General features: G+C 40.9%; 19 protein-coding genes. 16 read left to right on the plus strand and 3 right to left on the minus strand.

The window, feature by feature from the left end; all coding sequences use genetic code 11:
- The first annotated feature begins 5 nt into the window (after window positions 1-5).
- Together V5M37_RS10610 and V5M37_RS10615 are read left to right on the plus strand one after the other, a co-directional pair.
- Window positions 6-1,820 (plus strand): LysM peptidoglycan-binding domain-containing protein, encoded by a 1,815-nt coding sequence (locus V5M37_RS10610; protein ID WP_423801883.1) that lies wholly within the window; start codon window positions 6-8, stop codon window positions 1,818-1,820.
- Window positions 1,821-2,116: 296 nt separating this feature from the next.
- Entirely contained in the window at window positions 2,117-2,905 is a 789-nt protein-coding gene (locus tag V5M37_RS10615; protein ID WP_423801884.1) for a sulfite exporter TauE/SafE family protein, read from the plus strand.
- 46 nt (window positions 2,906-2,951) lie between these two features.
- Here the strand turns inward: V5M37_RS10615 and V5M37_RS10620 are convergent, their stop codons facing one another.
- Window positions 2,952-3,581 carry a lytic transglycosylase gene (locus V5M37_RS10620; RefSeq protein WP_423801885.1) on the minus strand — a complete coding sequence of 210 codons (630 nt, stop codon included), beginning with the start codon at window positions 3,579-3,581 and terminating at the stop codon, window positions 2,952-2,954.
- Window positions 3,582-3,623: 42 nt separating this feature from the next.
- Entirely contained in the window at window positions 3,624-4,235 is a 612-nt protein-coding gene (locus tag V5M37_RS10625; RefSeq protein ID WP_423801886.1) for a polysaccharide deacetylase family protein, read from the minus strand.
- 284 nt (window positions 4,236-4,519) lie between these two features.
- Here V5M37_RS10625 and V5M37_RS10630 point away from each other — a divergent pair, with 284 nt between their 5' ends.
- From V5M37_RS10630 to V5M37_RS10695, 14 genes are all read left to right on the plus strand, one after another.
- On the plus strand, window positions 4,520-6,493 hold the full coding sequence (locus V5M37_RS10630; protein ID WP_423801887.1) for a polysaccharide deacetylase family protein: 1,974 nt from the start codon (window positions 4,520-4,522) through the stop codon (window positions 6,491-6,493).
- A gap of 25 nt (window positions 6,494-6,518) precedes the next feature.
- On the plus strand, window positions 6,519-7,706 hold the full coding sequence (locus tag V5M37_RS10635; protein ID WP_423801888.1) for a glycosyltransferase family protein: 1,188 nt from the start codon (window positions 6,519-6,521) through the stop codon (window positions 7,704-7,706).
- Window positions 7,707-7,715: 9 nt separating this feature from the next.
- A complete protein-coding gene (locus tag V5M37_RS10640; protein ID WP_423801889.1) occupies window positions 7,716-8,903 on the plus strand; it encodes a glycosyltransferase family protein in 1,188 nt (395 codons plus the stop codon).
- 109 nt (window positions 8,904-9,012) lie between these two features.
- Window positions 9,013-9,897, plus strand: a complete 885-nt coding sequence (locus V5M37_RS10645) for a C39 family peptidase (protein WP_423801890.1) — start codon at window positions 9,013-9,015, stop codon at window positions 9,895-9,897.
- 127 nt (window positions 9,898-10,024) lie between these two features.
- The gene (locus V5M37_RS10650) at window positions 10,025-10,312 is read left to right on the plus strand and encodes a putative quinol monooxygenase (protein WP_423801891.1); all 288 of its coding nucleotides are present in this window, start codon (window positions 10,025-10,027) and stop codon (window positions 10,310-10,312) included.
- Between the two features lie 138 nt (window positions 10,313-10,450).
- The gene (locus tag V5M37_RS10655) at window positions 10,451-11,713 is read left to right on the plus strand and encodes a flavin-dependent oxidoreductase (RefSeq protein WP_423801892.1); all 1,263 of its coding nucleotides are present in this window, start codon (window positions 10,451-10,453) and stop codon (window positions 11,711-11,713) included.
- The gene (locus V5M37_RS10660) at window positions 11,713-12,006 is read left to right on the plus strand and encodes a Dabb family protein (RefSeq protein ID WP_423801893.1); all 294 of its coding nucleotides are present in this window, start codon (window positions 11,713-11,715) and stop codon (window positions 12,004-12,006) included. The genes V5M37_RS10655 and V5M37_RS10660 overlap by 1 nt, the downstream gene beginning before the upstream one ends.
- A 267-nt stretch (window positions 12,007-12,273) precedes the next feature.
- On the plus strand, window positions 12,274-13,176 hold the full coding sequence (locus V5M37_RS10665) for an Ig-like domain-containing protein (protein ID WP_423801894.1): 903 nt from the start codon (window positions 12,274-12,276) through the stop codon (window positions 13,174-13,176).
- On the plus strand, window positions 13,173-14,186 hold the full coding sequence (locus V5M37_RS10670; protein ID WP_423801895.1) for a FecCD family ABC transporter permease: 1,014 nt from the start codon (window positions 13,173-13,175) through the stop codon (window positions 14,184-14,186). The genes V5M37_RS10665 and V5M37_RS10670 overlap by 4 nt, the downstream gene beginning before the upstream one ends.
- Window positions 14,186-15,001 carry an ABC transporter ATP-binding protein gene (locus V5M37_RS10675; RefSeq protein WP_423801896.1) on the plus strand — a complete coding sequence of 272 codons (816 nt, stop codon included), beginning with the start codon at window positions 14,186-14,188 and terminating at the stop codon, window positions 14,999-15,001. The genes V5M37_RS10670 and V5M37_RS10675 overlap by 1 nt, the downstream gene beginning before the upstream one ends.
- A 4-nt stretch (window positions 15,002-15,005) precedes the next feature.
- On the plus strand, window positions 15,006-16,094 hold the full coding sequence (locus V5M37_RS10680; protein ID WP_423801897.1) for an ABC transporter substrate-binding protein: 1,089 nt from the start codon (window positions 15,006-15,008) through the stop codon (window positions 16,092-16,094).
- 20 nt (window positions 16,095-16,114) lie between these two features.
- Window positions 16,115-16,861: a hypothetical protein gene (locus tag V5M37_RS10685; RefSeq protein WP_423801898.1), complete on the plus strand. Its 747-nt coding sequence runs from the start codon at window positions 16,115-16,117 to the stop codon at window positions 16,859-16,861.
- A 9-nt stretch (window positions 16,862-16,870) separates the two neighbouring features.
- Window positions 16,871-17,122, plus strand: coding sequence for a hypothetical protein (locus V5M37_RS10690; RefSeq protein WP_423801899.1), 252 nt, complete (start codon window positions 16,871-16,873; stop codon window positions 17,120-17,122).
- The gene (locus tag V5M37_RS10695) at window positions 17,119-18,318 is read left to right on the plus strand and encodes a hypothetical protein (protein ID WP_423801900.1); all 1,200 of its coding nucleotides are present in this window, start codon (window positions 17,119-17,121) and stop codon (window positions 18,316-18,318) included. Before V5M37_RS10690 ends, V5M37_RS10695 begins: the two co-directional genes overlap by 4 nt.
- A 356-nt stretch (window positions 18,319-18,674) precedes the next feature.
- Here the strand turns inward: V5M37_RS10695 and V5M37_RS10700 are convergent, their stop codons facing one another.
- Window positions 18,675-19,349: a YetF domain-containing protein gene (locus V5M37_RS10700; protein ID WP_423801901.1), complete on the minus strand. Its 675-nt coding sequence runs from the start codon at window positions 19,347-19,349 to the stop codon at window positions 18,675-18,677.
- Window positions 19,350-19,396 lie beyond the last annotated feature (47 nt).

Raw genomic sequence — 19,396 nt, forward strand, 5'->3', positions numbered from 1 at the left:
TGCGCATGGAGAATTTACAAACATATGAAATTAGAAGAGTCGCTCCCAATCAGGATGAGTTTGAATTAATCCTCTACTTTGATGGTCAATTAACGGAGTTTGCAGGTGAGTTAGGGACTGTTCCTAAGGATAAAAAAGATATTACCTCTTTGGCCAAGCAGATTCTAAATAATAAGTACCCATTTTTAAAAGTAACATTGATCAAGGTAATCCTTGGAGGGGTTGCAGCTGCTTCGATTCCACTGACTGATCATTCGACTACTGCACATGCGGAGGATTCAAACGGAAACACCCCAGCTCAGATGGCACACGCAGACTCAATCTATTACCACGTCGCATCTGGGGATACACTTTGGGGATTATCCGTCAAATTTGGAACAAGTGTTGATAATATCAAAAGAGCTAATCATTTAACTTCCGATATTTTGAAGGTGAATCAGCTTTTAATCATCCCAAAAGCGTTTCATACCGTAGCTTCAGGGGATTATTTAACTGTTCTTGCTAAAAAATATGGAACGACTGTTGAGGGAATTAAGCAAGCCAATAACATGAACAGTGATGCCACGTTTATTGGACAAACACTGATTATTCCAATTTTAATAGGAAGTGAACCAAGCAATGGGGAGGCCCGGGAGGTAACGCCTACTGCCCAAAACCAGGCTATTTCAACCTATACAGTTGTTTCGGGCGACAGCTTGTCTGTAATTGCCAAAAGATTTGGTACGTCAGTTGAAGCACTTAGAAGTAGTAATCAATTAACATCAGACCTAATAAGAGTTGGACAAATCTTAACGATTCCCCAAGCAGCAAACGAAGTTCAAGAGCCTTCCCCCGCACAGCCCCCTGCACCAGTACCATCATCTGAACCAGCGTTTAATCAATATACTGTTGTTGCAGGTGACACTTTATGGGGGATTTCTGCGAAATTTAAGGTAAGCCTAGATGCATTGCGTAAGGCAAATGATTTGCAAATTGATATGCTACACATTGGTCAGACCCTAATCATTCCAAATGGACAGGAAGTGGTTACAGTCATAACTGAACCAACTGCTCCCGCCAAGACAGTTGAAACGAAGTATACGGTTGTGCCAGGTGATACTGTATATTCCATTATGAAGCGGTATAACATTACAGCCGAGCAATTAAAACAAGCGAATCAATTAACAAGCGACATATTAAAGGTAGGGCAGGTATTAATAATTCCAACGGCTTCGGGGGCACCTGTTGCCGCTTCACCAGCATCTGGACCAGTACAAACTGCAGCTCCCGGTGTCGATTTGGCAACGGTTCAAAAGAACCTGCAGATCCTCGGCTACTATACCGTCCCAACTATGACGGGAAGCTACGATACCCCAACAACACAGGCGATCAAAACCTTTCAGGCAGATTACAGTCTTCCTGTGACAGGGACAATTAATGAAGCAACAAATACAGCCATTAACCACGCGGTTGTTAAGAAAGAATTGGTCAGAGATACAGCTAAATATCTCGGTGTTCCTTACAAGTGGGGTGGTGTAACACCTAATGGCTTTGATTGTTCGGGATTTGTCTATTACATGTTCAATCAGCATGGTGTAACAATGTCCCGCAATACTTCTGGAGGGCTTTATAATACAGGGACAGCCATTGACCGGTCTCATTTACAGCCTGGAGATTTGGTTTTCTTCGCTGTTAACACACCTGGAACCATTTCACATGTAGGATTTTACATAGGGGACAACCAATTTGTTTCCGCCACCACATCAAAGGGGATTGCAGCCTACCCATTAGATACTGGGTACTGGGCGAAATATTATGTAGGTGCTAAAAGAGTATATTGAGGCACGGGGACGGTTCTCATGCATCAATTTGATGCATGAAAACCGTCCCCATTATCATTGGTTTTTTAATCGCCCATATTCAGCCCACATAAACTAACACGCTAATCGAATCGGTAAACAGTAATGATGTAACGAATGTGTTAGTAAATGGTAAAATATAAATGAAATACAGAAAAGTTCTTACTCTCGATGAAGAAAAATAAAATATGAAAGCAAGCTTGCTCTATAGGAACTTTCCGTAACGGCAAATATTTAATTTTTCGCCAAATTGGATTGGCGGAATTGAGGTCGTAAATATGTACACTAATTTATTTCTATTGAGTTTTGTTATAGGTTCCAATTTAATCATCGGAATTTTATTAGGGTTGTCGGGGATTTCTGGTTTTCTGCTGCCTTTGATCTATGTAGGTGTTTTAGATATGCCCGTGCATGATTCCCTTGCACTTAGTTTTTTGTCCTTTTCAGTCTCAGGCATCATCGGTGCCTATTCCTACTGGAAATCTAAAAATATGGATTTAAAATTGGCACTTTATTTGAGTATTGGCAGTCTGCCCGGCGCTTTTTTGGGTGTGCAAATTAATGTGATGATACCGGATTTCCTGGCAAAACTACTTCTTTATGTTTTTGTCTTGTTAGCGGGATTATCCATTTTATTAAAGAAAAATAAAGAAAACACAAATTCATTAAATGGTAATAACCATTCGAAAATTCTCGATTCTTCATTAATGGTTGTTTTGCTCGGTTTCCTTACATCAGCCATTTGCTCATTGACAGGAGCAGGGGGACCTATTTTACTAGTGCCGTTATTAGCAAGTCTTGGGGTCAACATCAGGGTGGCAGTAGGGGTCAGTCTCCTAAACTCCGTCGTCATTGCCATTCCGTCTATTTTTGGATATTTCGCCCATGCAAGTATGATAAATACATCCTCGTTAATTATCGCTAGTCTGATAGGGACAATTGTCGGAATTGTAACTGGCGCACGCTTCGCCACGAAGGTGCCAATTCACCAATTGAAAATAGCCATCGCAATCATCACCATTCTATCTTCAGCCTATATGCTTGTCATGCTGAAATTGGGAGCTTAATAGATTAGAGGGGTTATTTACCCCTCATTCTATTTAAGAAAGCTTCCTAATGATCATCCCAATTGATAGCGCTACAATACGAAAGGACACTTTTTACATAATTCTGTGTTTCTTCTATTGGCGGGACTCCATTGTATTTTTTTACTCGATCAGGACCACAATTATAGGCTGCTATGGCGAGAGTCCAATCATTAAACTCAGTATAAAGGGATTTTAAATAACGAGCGGCGCCATCTACTGACTCCCCAGGAATACAGGGGTTAACCCCAAGGAAATTCGCAGTTTCAATTTGCAATTGCATTAATCCAATTGCTCCCCGATTAGATACTAGATTGGGATTTCCACGGCTTTCCGTGACCATGATGCTGTAGAGAATCTGAAAAGGAACTTGGTGCTTTTGAGCCGATTCCAAGATAGCTTTAGCCCACCTTTTGGCCTGCGTTCCGCCAGGAATTTGATCAGGGATTACCTCACTAATCGTTTTGTCAAAAAACACATCATCTTCGAAAATTTCTTGGATTTTTAGGACATGATCATAAAATATTTCTTCGGAAGTTAGATTATTTAATTTCATTAGCTGGTCAATTGTAACACCGAATTTTTTCGATATTCCCCAAAGTGTGTCTGAAGGGTTCACAATATATAATTGGTATTTTTTATTCTCCTTATCTTTCATCTAATTAAAATCAGGCTCCTTTCTACCAAATTTAAAAAAATCTCACTTCGACTTCAGCAACTCGGAAATATTTACAATTTGGAGATTTTTTTCGGTAGCTTTTTCTATCAAAACTGGAAGTGCTTTTAAAGAGGAGTTAGTTGGGTGCATTAAAATGATATCGCCATTCTTAAGGTTAGGGGCTATGTTCTCAACAATCTCATCAGGATTTTCAATTCGCCAATCAATCGTATCTAATGACCACATGATGGTTGTCATATTGTGCTGCGCTGCATGGTCAATCGTTCTTTGATCAAAAGACCCATAAGGCGGAGTAAAATATTTAGGGCTAACCCCTAGTATTCTATTGATGATTTCATTGGTTTTCGTAATCTCCATTTGAATTTCTTCTGTTGATATAGTACTCATATCCTGATGAGAATAGGCGTGGTTGCCAATCTCATGTTTCGCATTTCTAACCATGAGTGCCAATTCAGGAAAATTTTCAACCCATCTCCCCTCTAGAAAAAAAGTAAGGCTAATATTTTTTTCCTTCAACAATTCCAATAAGTCTATTAAATATTGATTTCCCCATGCCACATTTACCATAAAAGAAATCTTAGGAATTGATTCGCTGCCATGATATAGGGGAAACGAGTTTTTATTATCCTCCATGGTGGTCTCCTTTGCTTATTTAATCATTATTTAATATATGTTGAAATAATAAAAACGCATGTATTAATGTCATGATATGAATAGATTGGTGGCTTCCTAACCGACTTGCTTTTTCTGAAAAAACATTTCATTTCTTCCCGTATTGGGCAATCACTCTATGCATTTTTCAAAAAAATGCATACTATGCTTTTAGATTCTACAATATTGGATTTGTGTGTTTATTTATAAATCTGCTAAAAAAAATGATGGACAAACAGCAACAAAAGGGGAGTGGGAGGAAAATAATGCGCGTTTTATTCTTAGAAAGTCATCCCATGTGGATTCACGGATTACCGAATGGCTTTATAGATGCAGGGCACGAAGTGAAAATTTCCGGTCCAATCAACAATCTCGATATTGGCAAACTTATTTCCGAATTTCAGCCTAACTTAATCATCACGATGGGGTGGGGACCAGAAAACACCGCTGTGGAAAAGCAGAAGAAAATTTACGAAAGCACCATAAATAGCAATATTCCTCATGTGTACTGGGCTACAGAAGACCCGACATCGACACAAATCTTTACTATTCCTTATATTCGGAGAACCCATCCGGACTTTGTTTTCACTATTTGCCGGGAACGGGTTCCTTACTACCGGGGACTAGGAATTCCTGCCGAACATCTGGATTTCGGCTATCATCCTAAAGTACATCACCCCGTGGATGTCGACCCGAACTATTATGCGCCAGTTTCAATCGTAGCCAATGGATACCCAAAAAAGCTATCCTATTTTCCAAGTCATTTTCGGCATCAGTCGATGAAAAGCTTGATTACACCATTACTTGAAAACAATATTCAAATTAATTTCTACGGGAACAATTGGGAAAGCATGGGTCCGCATTTGGGGGTGGAGATCCCTAAGGAATGGATCCGTGGCTATATTGATTACACGAATGCAAATAAAGTGTATAGTTCCTCTGATATCACCATTGGGCTGCAAAACCTGCAAACACAATTGACGCAGCGAACGTATGAAGTCCTAGGGTCAGGCGGTCTATTTATTACGAATAACACACCGGAAATTAATCGGCTTTTCAAGTCAGGAAGGGAGTTACTGACATCATCATCACCTGAAGAAACACTCGAAATCGTGACCCATCTTCTTCAGCACCATGAAGAAAGAGAGAGAATTCGCCAAGCCGGCCTTGAAGCTGTCGGTAAACATTCCTATAAAGAAAGAGCTAAATTTATGGTAGAGGTTTTAGAGAAAGAAGGAATCTTCAGCAAAGGGAAAAGTACTTACACTCTTAAAATGGAAAATAGGACAACTTTTCAACAGGGCGAATTTGAAATCTATAAAGTTCAAAATGGGGATACCTTGTCCCTTATTTCTAGAGAGTTTGGAGTTCCCATTGCTAGGTTAAGGGAATTAAATAGCCTAACCACCGATATCATTGATACCGGACTGCCTCTAAAAATTAGAGTACGAAAGAATCTCGATTATGAAAAATATGACCTATATACAATCTGCCATGGAGAAACATTAGCTAAGATTTCCAAGGAGTTTGGTATTTCACTAGAAAAGCTCAAACAAGATAACCAATTAACTTCAGATTTTATTTATGCCGGCCAATCGTTAAAGATTGAAAAGGATTATACCAACTCCCACAAAATGCCTTCGGTTTTTATATCGAAAGGTTTAAAAGATGATAACATGATTGCTCTAACATTTGATGCGGGTGACAGTGCCGAAAATACTGAAAACATCCTAAACGTTTTAAAAAAATACAATGTAAAATCAACGATGTTTTTAACGGGAGCATGGATAGAAAAATACCCGCAGCTCGCTAAAAGAATGATTGCAGACGGACATGAAATAGCCAATCATTCGTATAGCCACCCAGATTTAACAAAACAATCGAAACATGAGATTCAAGCAGAATTACAGTCCACTTCCGCTAGTTTTGAAAAAGTCCTTGGAACAACAGGGTGCCCACTATTGCGGCCGCCATTTGGCTATTGGAATAAAAACCTTCTGGAAGCAGCAGGTGAAATGGACCTCACCTTTACCATCTATTGGAGCATTGATACTCTAGACTGGAAGGAACCAACGGCAGAGTTTATTTATCAACGGATTTTTTCAAACCTTACGGGTAATGACATTGTCTTAGCACATTTAAATGGAAAACCAACAGCAGAGGCGATGGAGCTTGTGATACCGGAACTCAAAAAACAAGGCTATCAATTAGTAAAAGTAAGTGACATGCTATGGGACTAAACTTTTTAAAGGGGAGGGTTTGAGAATGCGAATATTGTTTTTAGAAAGTAATCCAATGTGGATTTATGGTCTGCCGAACGGCTTTCGTGATGCTGGGCATACGGTCATGGTCTCCGGTCCGTTGACTGAGGCAAGTATTCCTGACATGCTCTCAACCTTTCAACCCGATTTAATATTTACAATGGGGCATACCGCCGAGCATACAGAGGAAAAACAATTGTGGGTCAGAAAGCATGTCACTCCCACAAACATTCCTCATGTGTATTGGGCAACAGAAGACCCTGGCTATACGCTGACTTTTTCACTTCCCCTCATTAAGACGATTGAACCAGATTTTGTATTTACCATTTGTCCCCCAAGAGTGGAGTTTTACAGGGACTTAAAGATTCCGTCAGAGCACTTGGATTTCGGCTATCATTCAGATGTTCATTATCCCGACAATTCAGATGATACGTATCAAGTGTCCATTGCCGTTGTGGCAAATGGTTATCCAATGCTCTATGAAAAAAGGCCGGACCACTACCGTTTTAAAGCGCTTAAAGATCTTCTTGCTCCATTTTTAGAAGAAAATATCAGAATTGATTTTTGGGGACGTTATTGGGATCAAATGGACCATATCCTTGGCAAGAAGATACCCGATGAATGGATTCATGGGTTTCTACCCTATACAGAAGCAAATAAGGTGTACAGTTCGGCAAGCATCATTCTAGGTGTCCAGAATCATGATACCCAGGTAACCCAGCGGACGTATGAAGTGCTTGGTTCGGGCGGTCTTTTGCTTACAAATGAAACATCTGAGATTAGGAGATTATTTACTCCCGGCCAAGATTTGTTAGTCAGCAATTCAGCTAAAGAAACCATTGATCTTGTAAAATACTATTTAAGCCATCCTGAAGAAGTAAAGAAAGTTAAAGCTGCCGGAATAAAAGCGGTTGAAAAATACTCGTACAAGCATCGGGCTGAATTTATCATCGAAACACTTATCGGGGCAGGCATTCTTCCAAAAGACTCGGAAAGTTCGGGGGCAGGGAGATTCATCCACTATGTGGATACATTAAAGGAAAACTATGAAATATATACCATCCAGCCAAAGGATACATTGTGGAGCATCTCAAGAAAATTCGGCGTCAGTGTCGAAGAAATCAAGAAATTAAATGGCCTCCAATCAGATATCATCAACGTGAATGAGTTTTTAAAAATTAAAAAGAAATAGGTGAAAAAGGTGCGAATTCTTTTTATAGAAAGTGGGGAAATCTGGAGTAATAATCTAACAAAGGGGTTTACGGCCCACGGACATGACATTCTTATTTCGGGTCCAATCAATAGGGAAGTTCTATCTAATATGATTGAAAGTTTTCGGCCCGATTTCGCCATTACCATTGGTTGGGGAGAGGAACATACAAAGGATAAACAAATCACCATCCGTGAACAGATGGCAAAGCATAACCTTCCGTTAGTCTATTGGGCTGTGGAAGACCCCGCTTATACCGACGTTTGGTCCATTCCATTAGTAAAAACCATTCAGCCTGACTTTGTTTTTACATTAAGCCCTGACAAGGTAGACACGTATAAACAATTAGGTATTCCTTCGGAGCATTTAGATTTTGGCTTTGAGGAGAGCCTTCACCATCCAATTAGCCGCCATCCAGAGTTTGAAGCAGAGATTGCAATCGTTGCGAATGCGTATCCAGATATTTTAGAAAAGTATCCAGAACATTTTCGCCATCAGTCGTTAGAAATTTTAATTAAGCCGCTTCTTAAGGCGAATATTCGGATTGATTTTTGGGGAGCAAATTGGGACAGGATGGATGATTATTTAGGCGTAAAAATTCCGAAGGACTGGATTCACGGTTTTCTAAACTATAAGGAGGCAAATAAAGTATACAGTTCCTCGAAAATTATCTTGGGTTTGCAAAATTATCCTGAGTTATTGACCCAACGGACCTACGAAATATTAGGGTCGCGCGGCTTTCTGCTTACCATGGATACGCCGGGAGTCAGGCGAAATTTCCTACCAGGGAAAGATTTAGAAGTCTCTCTAACCCCGGAAGAAACCATACAGAAAGTGAAATTCTACCTGAATCAACCAGAACAACGCTCCGAAATCCAAAAGCAGGGCCGAAAAGCGGTTGAAGCACACTCCTATACCTTTAGGGCACAACAAATCATCAACACATTAATGGAAAACGGCATCCTCGCAAAAAATAGGGGACATGCAGCAAAAGAGAAAGGAGAAATACTATTCTTTCATTCCTTTGATGGATACGAAACCTACAAAGTCCAAAAAGGAGACACCTTATACAAAATATCTAAAGAATTTGCCATTTCTATTGAAGAATTAAAAACCCTAAACCTCCTAGACACGGACACAGTATTAGAAAATCAACTAATAAAAATAAGAAAAAAATGATGCATGGGGACGGTTCTCATGCATCATTTTATTAAGAAAAAATTAAGGAATACCTATCATAATAAGGTCATCCAAGCGGAAATAGAGAGAAATCGGGGGCCAATCAAAATTGAAGCTAAAAATTTTTGCCGTAATTTTTATATTGGGGATACTCGCAAGTGTTAGCTATGCAGAAGCACAAAAAGACGACTTTCCATCAAATACAATAGAAAATACTACTGAAACGAAAGCAACAAACGAAGAGGAACAAAAGATTTCAGGTTTAACTGAAACCAGCTCGGTTGAATCTCAGGAAAATGAAGTCCAGGCAGCAACGGAGCCCCATCAAGAAACTCAAACGCAACAAGAAACCCAAATTCAGCATGCAACACAAACCCAGCAAGAAATCCAACCACAAAACGGAAAAATCATCATCAACAATGTTCCTCATATCCAGCAAATGCCGGAACTGGCACGTGGATGTGAAGTCACCAGCCTTGCCATGCTCCTTCAATACGCAGGTGTGGCAGTCGATAAAATGACTCTAGCAAAACAAATTAAAACCATTCCTTTTCGTGATCAAAATGGCTTGAAAGGAAATCCGAATGACGGATTCGTCGGCGATATTTACTCATTTAAAAATTCGGGATATGGAGTATACCATGGGCCAATCGTGGATTTAGCCGAAATATATTTGCCAGGTAGAATAATAGATTTAACAGGACAAAATATTGACTCTGTTTATAATATGCTAATAAAAGGATCCCCTGTGTGGGTCATCACCAATTCAAGATTTGCATCACTTCCTCAAAGTGAATTTTCTACTTGGGATACAGCATCTGGGAAAGTACAAATTACTTATAGAGAGCACAGTGTTTTATTAGTAGGCTATGACGAAAACTATGTTTATCTCAACGATCCATTAGCGGAGCAGGGAAATAAAACAATTCCAAGAGATAGCTTTGAAGAGTCATGGATTCAGATGGGTAAACAGGCGATTAGTTTTCAGTCATGATCATTTTTGACCTAAAATAATTACAACTGAACCCAAAAGAAGTAGATAACTTTTATTATTAAAAAATGCTAAAATCAAATAGAAGCCTAAAATTAGTGAGAATTTTTATAAAAAGGGAGCTAATTACATGATAAGAGTTGTCTGCAAATCTAAATTAAAACCGGACGTAAATGTTGAGGAATATCTTAAATTGGCGAGTGAAGTGATTACCGAATCGAGAAAAGAAAAAGGCTGCTTCATGTATACGCTTCATGGTGATATCAACGATCCGGCCATTTTCGCAACAATCGAGGAATGGGAAGATGAAGAGGCTTTGAGACAGCACGATAATAGTGAACACGTTCGGAGAATTGTGCCAGAACTTAGGAAAAGACGAGAAAGTACAGATATGAATATTTATAAAGTATTAATATAATCCTTTGCGGGCCCACTTTTAAGTGGGTCTTTTGTATGTACAGGCTGGTGAACAAATATATTGATATATTTTTATTTTGTTGCAATAATTAAGAAATATCAAAATACTAAAGCAGTATATTTTATAGGAGGGAACGCAATGTCAGAGATAAAAACCGCACTCATTATCGGCGGCGGAATCGGCGGCCTTGTAACGGCTCTTAAACTTAATCAGGCCGGAGTGTCTGTCCGCGTTTTCGAGAGTGTCGAAACGATAAGAGCGCTGGGAGTCGGGATTAACCTTTTGCCTCATGCTGTCAGGGTCCTCACCGAGCTAGGCCTCGCAGATGAACTTGAAAAAACTGGCCTGCCAACCGCCGAGCTCATGTATGTTAACAAATTCGGCAAGAAAATTTGGCAGGAACCACGTGGCAAAGCTGCCGGCTACCATTGGCCGCAATATTCGATTCACCGCGGACGCCTGCAAATGCTGCTGTTAAATGCTGTCATACAAAAATTAGGGGTGGATGCCGTTTTAACCGGGCATCATTTACAATCGTTTGAACAGGTTGGAGACACGGTAACGGCTCGATTTATCAATCGTCAAACAGGAGAGTCTCTTGGCCCTTACAGTGCGGACATAATGATTGCCGCCGATGGCATCCACTCGGTTGTCCGAAAAACATTTTATCCAAGAGAAGGTCTGCCAAAATTCAGCGGCCGGATCTTATGGCGCGGAATTACTGAAGCTGATCCATTTTTGACCGGAAGATCCATGATCATGGCGGGTTACCAAGATCAAAAGTTTGTCGCCTATCCGGTATGTCCCGAAACCGCAGCAAAAGGGAGCTCTTTAGTTAACTGGATTGCGGAATTGGCGATTAAAGACGAAATGCCTGACCGTGCGGACTGGAATAAGAAAATTGATAAGGAAAAGTTTGCTCCGCATTTTGCAGCATGGGATTTTGGCTGGCTGAATGTTCCGCAGTTAATTGAGGAAACAGAGGCAGTGTATGAGTTCCCGATGGTCGACCGTGATCCGCTTCCCGCTTGGACCTTCGGACGTATCACTTTACTTGGAGATGCAGCCCATCCTATGTATCCAATTGGTTCAAACGGTGCTTCACAGGCGATTTTGGATGCTGATGCCCTGGGAGAGGCTATTTTAGCACACCCGACTGCAGAACAGGCATTGAAGGCATATGAAGAAGCCAGATTAGAACCAACAGCCAACATTGTTATGGCAAACCGGAAAAATGGGCCTGAAATGGTCATGCAAATCGTCGAAGACCGCGCACCTAATGGTTTTGACGAATTAAGTGATGTCATTTCCCAGCAGGAATTACAGGATATCGCCAATCAATACAAGCAAATTGCCGGTTTTGATCGCGAAAAATTAAACAGCAAGGCGGGGAAACAGTAATGGTAGAACATATTGTATTACTGAAATTCTCACCAGAGACAACCATAGAACAAAAGCAAGAGGCAATTAGCCGGACCCTGCTGCTAAAAGAAGTGATTCCCGGTATTATGGATATACAACAAGGAATTAATTTTTCAAATAGGAGCAAAGGTTTTGAAATTGGATTAACGGTCCGATTTGAGGACAGAACGTCCTTGGAAAACTACGGACCACATCCGGCCCATCAAGAGGTTTTTGCCTATTTACAGGAAATTGGCGTCGAAGACATTATTGTCGTTGATTTTGAATGTTAATATTTTTTTAGTTTAATACTTTAGTGCTTAAACGCGTTTTAGTGTTTTGGCGTTTGAAATGGGACCTTTAGGGGTCCTTTTTTGCATTCTATTTGTGACAGAATCCTAACAAAACTTAACGAAACTAAACAAAACTAAATAGTTGTGTGATAAAATACATAGATGGTATTATTAACCATCTTTTAAACTATGATTATAGATTTTAAATAGGGGCTAAAGTACTAGGTGCTCATTTCATAAAAAGGATAGAGGAGTGAAAAAGTTTTAATGAAACGGAAAAAAGGGAGTTTTTCGAAAGCAAAAATACTTCTTTTCTTGGTTGTCTTGCTGAGCTTTTTTTATGGGCAAAATGCCTTTGCAGAAGTCGATGGTACCGGCGGAGGAAAAAGTGAACCTTTAATGCTGGTGTCATCCTCTATCGCCAATGGAGCAACCGGTGTGCCGCTGAAGCCGGAAATCAAATTAACGTTCAGCAAAAATATTGTTAATATGACAGTCCGTGATAACAACTTGAAATGTTTTTCACTGCTGGCGGCCAACGGTACAAATGTGCCAATAGATGTGATTTTGGCCGACGATCAAGTTGATTTTGAAAAAAGAAACGATGCTGTTCTTATTCCTAAATCAAATCTGGCACAAGGCAGCAGCTATTCGGTTGTAATTAGTCCAAATCTTACCTCTAAAAGCGGGGTTACGACTGGGCAGGTGATAAAAATTACGTTTACAACGGAAGGGGCACCGCCAGTCACGAACAATACTACAACACCAACACCATCAACCAATACAGCACTAACTGTATCAAAGACTGAGACAACGACACAAACACAGACGGCAGTCCCAAGTACATCACCTACATCTAAAACCACAACAAGTCCAGCCAACACCACAAGTAATTTAGATGAAAAGTCAACATCTGATCAAAACCAAAATACGACAACAGAATCACAAACACAACCTGAAGAGAAAGCAGGGGTTAGCGAAGAGAAAGAAGTGAAAAAAGAGAAACCAACACCCTATAAAGCTGTTAAATCAGCAGCGGAAACAAAGGAAAGTCCCACAACTCAAGGGGCTTCAAACAGCTCATTCATCGGATGGTTACTTGTTTTATTAGCTGTAATCGCGTTTGGCTTTAGTTATCTTTATTTCAAGAAGAAAAAAGCGAGCAGGTGAAGGAGATCAAGAAGTACATATTTCTTACTAGTTTAATCATCGCACCAATTCTTTGTATGTTCATCTCGCTGTTATTAGGAAGATACCCAGTGGCGGCGGGCACTGTTTTAAAAGTGATACTCCATAAACTTGGCATGTCCGGCACCGGTTCAACGGCGATGGCCGCATCGGTTGTGCTTGATATTCGGTTGCCGCGTGCCTTGTTAGGAGCTCTTGTCGGCGCAAGCTTAGCTGTAAGCGGGGCGGCTTTCCAAGGAGTTTTCCGTAATCCATTAGTCAGTTCGAGTATTTTGGGAGTCAGTCCGGGCGCAGGCTTTGGGGCAGCGCTTGCGATCCTGCTTTTCAAAAATAGTTTCATGATTTATATTTTTGCCTTCGGGTTCGGGGTTATTGCTGTGATTTTAAGCTATTTTATTGCCAGAACCTATAAAACGACTCCTGCGGTCATGCTGGTGCTTGGGGGAACGATTGTTTCATCTGTTTTTTCGTCTCTTATTTCCTTGGTCAAATACTGGGCTGACCCGTACGACCAATTGCCGAAAATTACATTTTGGCTAATGGGCAGCTTAGCCTCAGCCAGTTACAAGGATATTATGATCGCGGGCATTCCGATGCTGCTCGGAATGATTGGCCTGCTAGCCATCCGCTGGCAGATTAATATTTTATCCATGGGTGACAAAGAAGCGCGTGCATTAGGCATAAACTTGAGATTTCTAAAAGGTATCTTGATCGCATCCGCCACATTAGCCACGGCTGGGGCTGTTTGTGTAAGCGGTGTTATTGGCTGGGTAGGGCTAATCATCCCCCATATCAGCAGGATGCTCGTAGGAAATGATAATAGGCTGCTCATCCCGGCAAGCCTATCCATGGGGGCAAGTTACCTCGTGATCGTTGATTGTATTTCAAGAATATTAACCGGTTCCGAAATTCCTTTAGGGATTCTAACAGCCATCATTGGTGCCCCATTCTTTGTTTATCTATTAAAAAGAAAAGCAGGGGGTTGGGTCTAATGACAGTTCTAAGAGTGGAAGATTTAAGCTTTCATTATGGAAAAAATAATATTTTTAGGCAGATTAATTTTGAAATCGCAACGGGGGGAATATTCTGTTTATTTGGCCCGAACGGCTGCGGCAAGTCGACGTTAATAGAATGTATCTTGGGTTCTTTAAAGCCGTCAGAAGGACGGATTCTTTTAAACAATCAGCCTATTAGCCGTTTTAAACCTGCCGAGTTAGCCAAATATATCAGTTATGTTCCGCAGGGCCATACGAAAAATTTCCCTTATAAGGTCATTGATATTGTCTTAATGGGAAGGGCAGCTTACACTGGAACCTTTTCACCGCCATCTGCCGATGATCGAATGATTGCGGAAGCCGCTTTAGAAACGTTAGGTTTAATGAATTTAAGAGATAAACCATATACGCAATTAAGCGGCGGCCAGACGCAGCTAGTGATGCTGGCCAGAGCGCTGACACAAGAAACCCCGATTATCTTAATGGATGAACCGACAGCACATTTAGACTTTCGGCATGAGCTCATTATTTTAGAAACCATTGTGAAATTGATAAATGAAAAGAATATTTCCATTATCATGGCCACCCATTTTCCGAATCATGCCTTTTATTTTGAAAATAGCGGCATTAACACGAAGGTGGCATTAATGAACCAGCAAGTTTTTGAAACAGTCGGGACACCAACGGAAGTCCTGACGGAAGCCAATATGCTGAAAATCTTTCAAATTCATTCAAGGTTAGTTTCGTCAACGACCGATTTTCAAAAAGAGGTTAAAGGAATCATTCCGATTGAAGTAGCAGCAACGAGGTGATGATGTGCGGATAAGACGAAATCAATTTCATATTTTTCTAGTAATAATCCTAGTACTGTTGGCCTTAACATCATGTTCCAACGCTGAGGCCCCAAAGGCTGCAAGTAAAGACAGCAGCCAAACTACGGTTGTTGATTATATGGGGCGGTCGGTCGAGGTGCCGAAAAAGATTAACCGGATAGCCTGCCTATATGCCTATACGGGACATGTTGTCACCATGCTAGGAGAAGGGAAAAAGATTGTGGCGGTCAACAACGGCCTTAAGCGCGACACCTTATTGGGGGAAATCAACCCTGCGATTAAGGATGCGCTCGTCCCAAACACAAGTGACAAAATAAATATCGAAGAGCTTGCCAATGCCGCTCCCGATGTCATTTTTATTCAGGAATCCTTGGCAAAAAATGATGGTGAAGTTCGGAAACTGGAAGAATTAAAGATTCCCTATTTAGTTGTTAACTTCAATTCTATTAAAGAACAGCAGCAATCGATTGCGATGATTGGAAAGGCGATTGGCAGGTCCGACCGGGCGGAAAAATTCAACGAATTTTACAAAGAGGTAATAACGCAGGTTTCCGCAAAAGTGAAAGACATTCCTGAGAAAAATAGGGTAAGGGTCTATCACTCTGTGATGGAGGCGACGAGAACAGACACGAAAGATTCCTTGCCGGCAGAATGGATGAAAGTCGCCGGTGCGGTCAACGTTTCCGCCGGCGAAAATTTAAAGATCATTGAGAATAAGTATTTTGCCAATTTAGAACAAATCTTACTATGGGATTCCGATGTCATTCTCGTCAACGAGGACGGAGTGGCGGACTACATCCTAAATAGTAAGCCCTGGCAATCCTTAAAAGCCGTGAAAAACAAAAAGGTTTATCAGATGCCGAATGGCGTTTCCCGCTGGGGGCATCCGGGCGGACTGGAAACTCCGCTCGCGATACTTTGGACCGCAAAAACCTTGTATCCTGATCGATTTAAAGACACTGACATGACGGAAGTTACTGCAAAATTTTATAAAGATTTTTTCGATTATAATCCAGCGCCAGAAATGATTGAAAAAATTCTATCTGGAAAAGACATGCGTACACCAAAATAATTTTAGAAACGGGGATTTCTATGAAAATCTATTTATGTATTGATGATACTGACAACATTGATAGCAAAGGGACAGGCTCGATTGCAGCCGAGATTGCAGAGTTTATCGAGGAAAATGGCTTTGGAAAATGCGGAAATATTACCCGGCATCAATTGCTGATCCATCCGGATGTGCCTTATACCTCTCATAATAGTTCGATGTGTTTCACAGCTGAATTGGCTGACGGCTGCCTGGAATCTGTCATCGAAGGCGCCATTCATGTATTGGAAACGGAAAGTGCGGAAGGCTCCGACCCGGGGTTGTGTATCTTCGTTCCTGAAAGAATATCGCAGCTGCAGCATCAAGAAATTATTGATTTTGGCCTAAAAGCGAAACGGGAGGTTCTATCCAAGAATGATGCCTACCAGCTTGCAGAACGTTTATCGATTCATTTATCCGAGCATGGCGGCACCGGCCAGGGTGTGATTGGAGCTTTAGCGGGAGTAGGCTTAAAGTTGACCGGTAATGACGGCCGTTTTAAGGGCCAGCATAAGCTGAAATCGGCGCAAAAGTCCGTTACCGTTAAAGAAATCCTTGAGCAAACTTCCATCGATATCGTTCGGACAGAGGCTGGACTAATCTTGGAAGATGAAGAACAAATCACTCTAGGCGAAAAATTAAAAAGTGTTTATCTCAACCATCATTCCGCATTATTGGTGGAAGCAGTCGAAGTTGACGAGAAAAAAGTGTGGCAGCCGTGCGCCGGCGGTACGCTAAAAAAATATTAGAGGGTACTTATGAATAATTCTTATTTAAAGTTAGTTAACGGTTTAAAGTTGTTTTCGGGCAATGCTGAACTGCCTGAAGTATTTGAAACGACTGTTTCCGTGGCGAAAAACTGCCCTGATTTTCGACTGGATGTTGAGGATGAGATCGTTTATGAAAATGTAACGACCTGCTACAACTGCCGCTACCGCCGTTGGAACCCAGAAGGCTTTACATGCTACAAGCAATTTCCAAATCCTTCTTTAGAGGAGAAATCCAGATGAAAATTCTTAAACATTTCTTTACAGGAATTTTAATGCTTGGCCTTATTTTTAGCAGCTTTTCGGCAGCCTTTGCTGCTGGAGGAGGCGGAGGGGGAACTGGCAGTGGTGGTGGGACTGACCCGGTAACCTTTGAGGGTGCGTACCTTACTACAATTACGGAAAATGTTTCTACCACCGGGAAAAGTGTTAATGGTTACCAGTATGTTGGTCCCAATGACATGATTAAACTAGTTTTTAATAAAAATGTTGTCAACTCAACCGTTTGGGATATTAATCAAAATGCGATTACGATGGAGGATACCGATAAAAATCAGGTTGCCATTAACGTTGATAGAATTCCAGATGAAGGCGCTAATTCAAATCCGAATGAGAAACGGAACATTTTTATCAGTCCAAAGGCTCCTTTAACCTTAGGAAAAACATACACAATCACGATTAAAAGCACCTTAACTGCCAATAATACATCAACACTAGGGCAAAAACAGACAGTGACATTCACGGTGAAAACGGATGTGACGGCGCCTGTGTTAACGGTTACGGAACCTGCTGATTTAACCCTAACAAATCAAAGTAAGATTTTAGTATCAGGAAGTACGGAAGCAGGCAGTGTAGTAACCATTAATAATACGGATGTAAGTGTAAATGCTGAGGGCTTGTTTAGCCAAGAGATTACCCTTTTAGCTGGATTAAACAACATCGAAATTACTTCTACGGATGCGCAGGATAACCAAACTGTTAAAGTGGTAAAAGTGACGTATGACAATGCGGCGCCAGCTTTGGTCATTGCCTCTCCTGCTGACAATTTTGTATCTAAGACTGATAAAATCACTGTGAATGGTACCAGTGAAAGCGGTGCAGTGGTGAAAGTAAATGATACTCCTGTTTCTTTAGATTCAAATAATGCTTTCAGTCAGGAAGTAAGTCTTGTAAAAGGGGCAAATAAAATCACCATTGCAGCTCTGGATGCTGCTGGCAATTTGGCCGTAACTGAATTGCATGTGACATATGATGATAGTGCTCCTGCCGTGAACGGCGGCGTAACAAAGCCGGTTAATAATAATGGAGGGACCGGTACTGCAGCAGGGCACAAATTACCTGATACTGCTACAAATATGTATACTTTTTTGTGCGCTGGTATTCTAATCGTTATTTTCGGATTATTAGTGCTTGCCGGACCAAGAATTCGGAGGGAATAAGGATTGCCTCGCATTTCGGTGGCATATACAGCTTATATACCATCTTACGGAACAATTTAAGATTCTGCCTTTTCGGGTTCATATACCTTTTATATGAGCCCGAACGTTTGAAAGAATATATCCAAAACGGTTACATTTGCGGTCTTTCGTGGGATGTTTTGTGCGAAGGCTGCCTAGGTTCGGACACTTTGCCTTCAATTTCATGGTGTTTTGTCCGAAGGTAGCCCAGGTTCGGACACTTTGCCTTCAATTTCATGGTGTTTTGTCCGAAGGTAGCCCAGGTTCGGACACTTTGCCCTCTATTTCAAGCAGTTTTGTCCGAAGGACCCCTAGAGGTCCTTTTTCTAAAAATAGTATCAATATTTTTGAAAAAAAAGCGGCTTCCCTGTTTGCCATTCAGCATAACAGACTTCCTTCGGATTTTTAACTCCGCCTTTATCCAATTCCTTGTAAAGCCAATTCTCATCTAACCCGGCTTGTTTAAGGTTCTCTTCTAAAATTTCGCCGTCACTGATAATGGTAAGTGGAATTGTTTTCTGTTCCGCTTTGATTTTTAAATCCTTGCATGTTGGTGTATCCGCCTCAGGCTTCTTGAGGATACTAATTCCGCCGCTGTTTTCAAAAATGGCATACTCTACCTCTTCGAGAGAAAAAACGTCTTTGGAACGCAGCATTTGCTTTAATTGGTCTAAATCTAACCGGTTCTTTTTCATTTCTCTCCAGTCAATCTTCCCTCTGTTAATAATCATCGAAGGCTTACCCTCAAAAAACACGCGTAATTTTCGCGATTTCTGTGTAAGCATTTCTGTAAAATAAATAAGGAATCCCCACACACCAATAGCTAGAAGGACTTTCAAAATGCCGGCACCATCATCAAAGACGGCACTACTTAATAAATCGCCTAAGACTAATGCTGAAATAAAATCGAATGGAGTAATTTGACTTAATTGCGTTTTTCCTAAAAATTTCACCGTAATAAAAAGGGCAATGTATCCAACTACCAGTTCAAAAATAATATCCACGTAACTCATGAGCTGCCTCCAATTTATTCATACTGTATTGTTATGGACATGGGGGC

It is taken from the genome of Neobacillus sp. SAB-20_R2A (assembly GCF_049568635.1).
Classification (GTDB): domain Bacteria; phylum Bacillota; class Bacilli; order Bacillales; family Cytobacillaceae; genus Neobacillus; species Neobacillus citreus.

What these genes read in the sequence shown, in the direction of transcription:
- V5M37_RS10615 (WP_423801884.1), top strand. Translation starts at nt 2,117, where the DNA reads ATGTACACTAATTTATTTCTATTGAGTTTTGTTATAGGTTCCAATTTA.
- V5M37_RS10700 (WP_423801901.1), bottom strand. Translation starts at nt 19,349, where the DNA reads ATGAGTTACGTGGATATTATTTTTGAACTGGTAGTTGGATACATTGCC.
- V5M37_RS10675 (WP_423801896.1), top strand. Translation starts at nt 14,186, where the DNA reads ATGACAGTTCTAAGAGTGGAAGATTTAAGCTTTCATTATGGAAAAAAT.
- V5M37_RS10660 (WP_423801893.1), top strand. Translation starts at nt 11,713, where the DNA reads ATGGTAGAACATATTGTATTACTGAAATTCTCACCAGAGACAACCATA.
- V5M37_RS10685 (WP_423801898.1), top strand. Translation starts at nt 16,115, where the DNA reads ATGAAAATCTATTTATGTATTGATGATACTGACAACATTGATAGCAAA.
- V5M37_RS10690 (WP_423801899.1), top strand. Translation starts at nt 16,871, where the DNA reads ATGAATAATTCTTATTTAAAGTTAGTTAACGGTTTAAAGTTGTTTTCG.
- V5M37_RS10630 (WP_423801887.1), top strand. Translation starts at nt 4,520, where the DNA reads ATGCGCGTTTTATTCTTAGAAAGTCATCCCATGTGGATTCACGGATTA.
- V5M37_RS10625 (WP_423801886.1), bottom strand. Translation starts at nt 4,235, where the DNA reads ATGGAGGATAATAAAAACTCGTTTCCCCTATATCATGGCAGCGAATCA.
- V5M37_RS10610 (WP_423801883.1), top strand. Translation starts at nt 6, where the DNA reads ATGGAGAATTTACAAACATATGAAATTAGAAGAGTCGCTCCCAATCAG.
- V5M37_RS10635 (WP_423801888.1), top strand. Translation starts at nt 6,519, where the DNA reads ATGCGAATATTGTTTTTAGAAAGTAATCCAATGTGGATTTATGGTCTG.
- V5M37_RS10650 (WP_423801891.1), top strand. Translation starts at nt 10,025, where the DNA reads ATGATAAGAGTTGTCTGCAAATCTAAATTAAAACCGGACGTAAATGTT.
- V5M37_RS10655 (WP_423801892.1), top strand. Translation starts at nt 10,451, where the DNA reads ATGTCAGAGATAAAAACCGCACTCATTATCGGCGGCGGAATCGGCGGC.
- V5M37_RS10665 (WP_423801894.1), top strand. Translation starts at nt 12,274, where the DNA reads ATGAAACGGAAAAAAGGGAGTTTTTCGAAAGCAAAAATACTTCTTTTC.
- V5M37_RS10695 (WP_423801900.1), top strand. Translation starts at nt 17,119, where the DNA reads ATGAAAATTCTTAAACATTTCTTTACAGGAATTTTAATGCTTGGCCTT.
- V5M37_RS10620 (WP_423801885.1), bottom strand. Translation starts at nt 3,581, where the DNA reads ATGAAAGATAAGGAGAATAAAAAATACCAATTATATATTGTGAACCCT.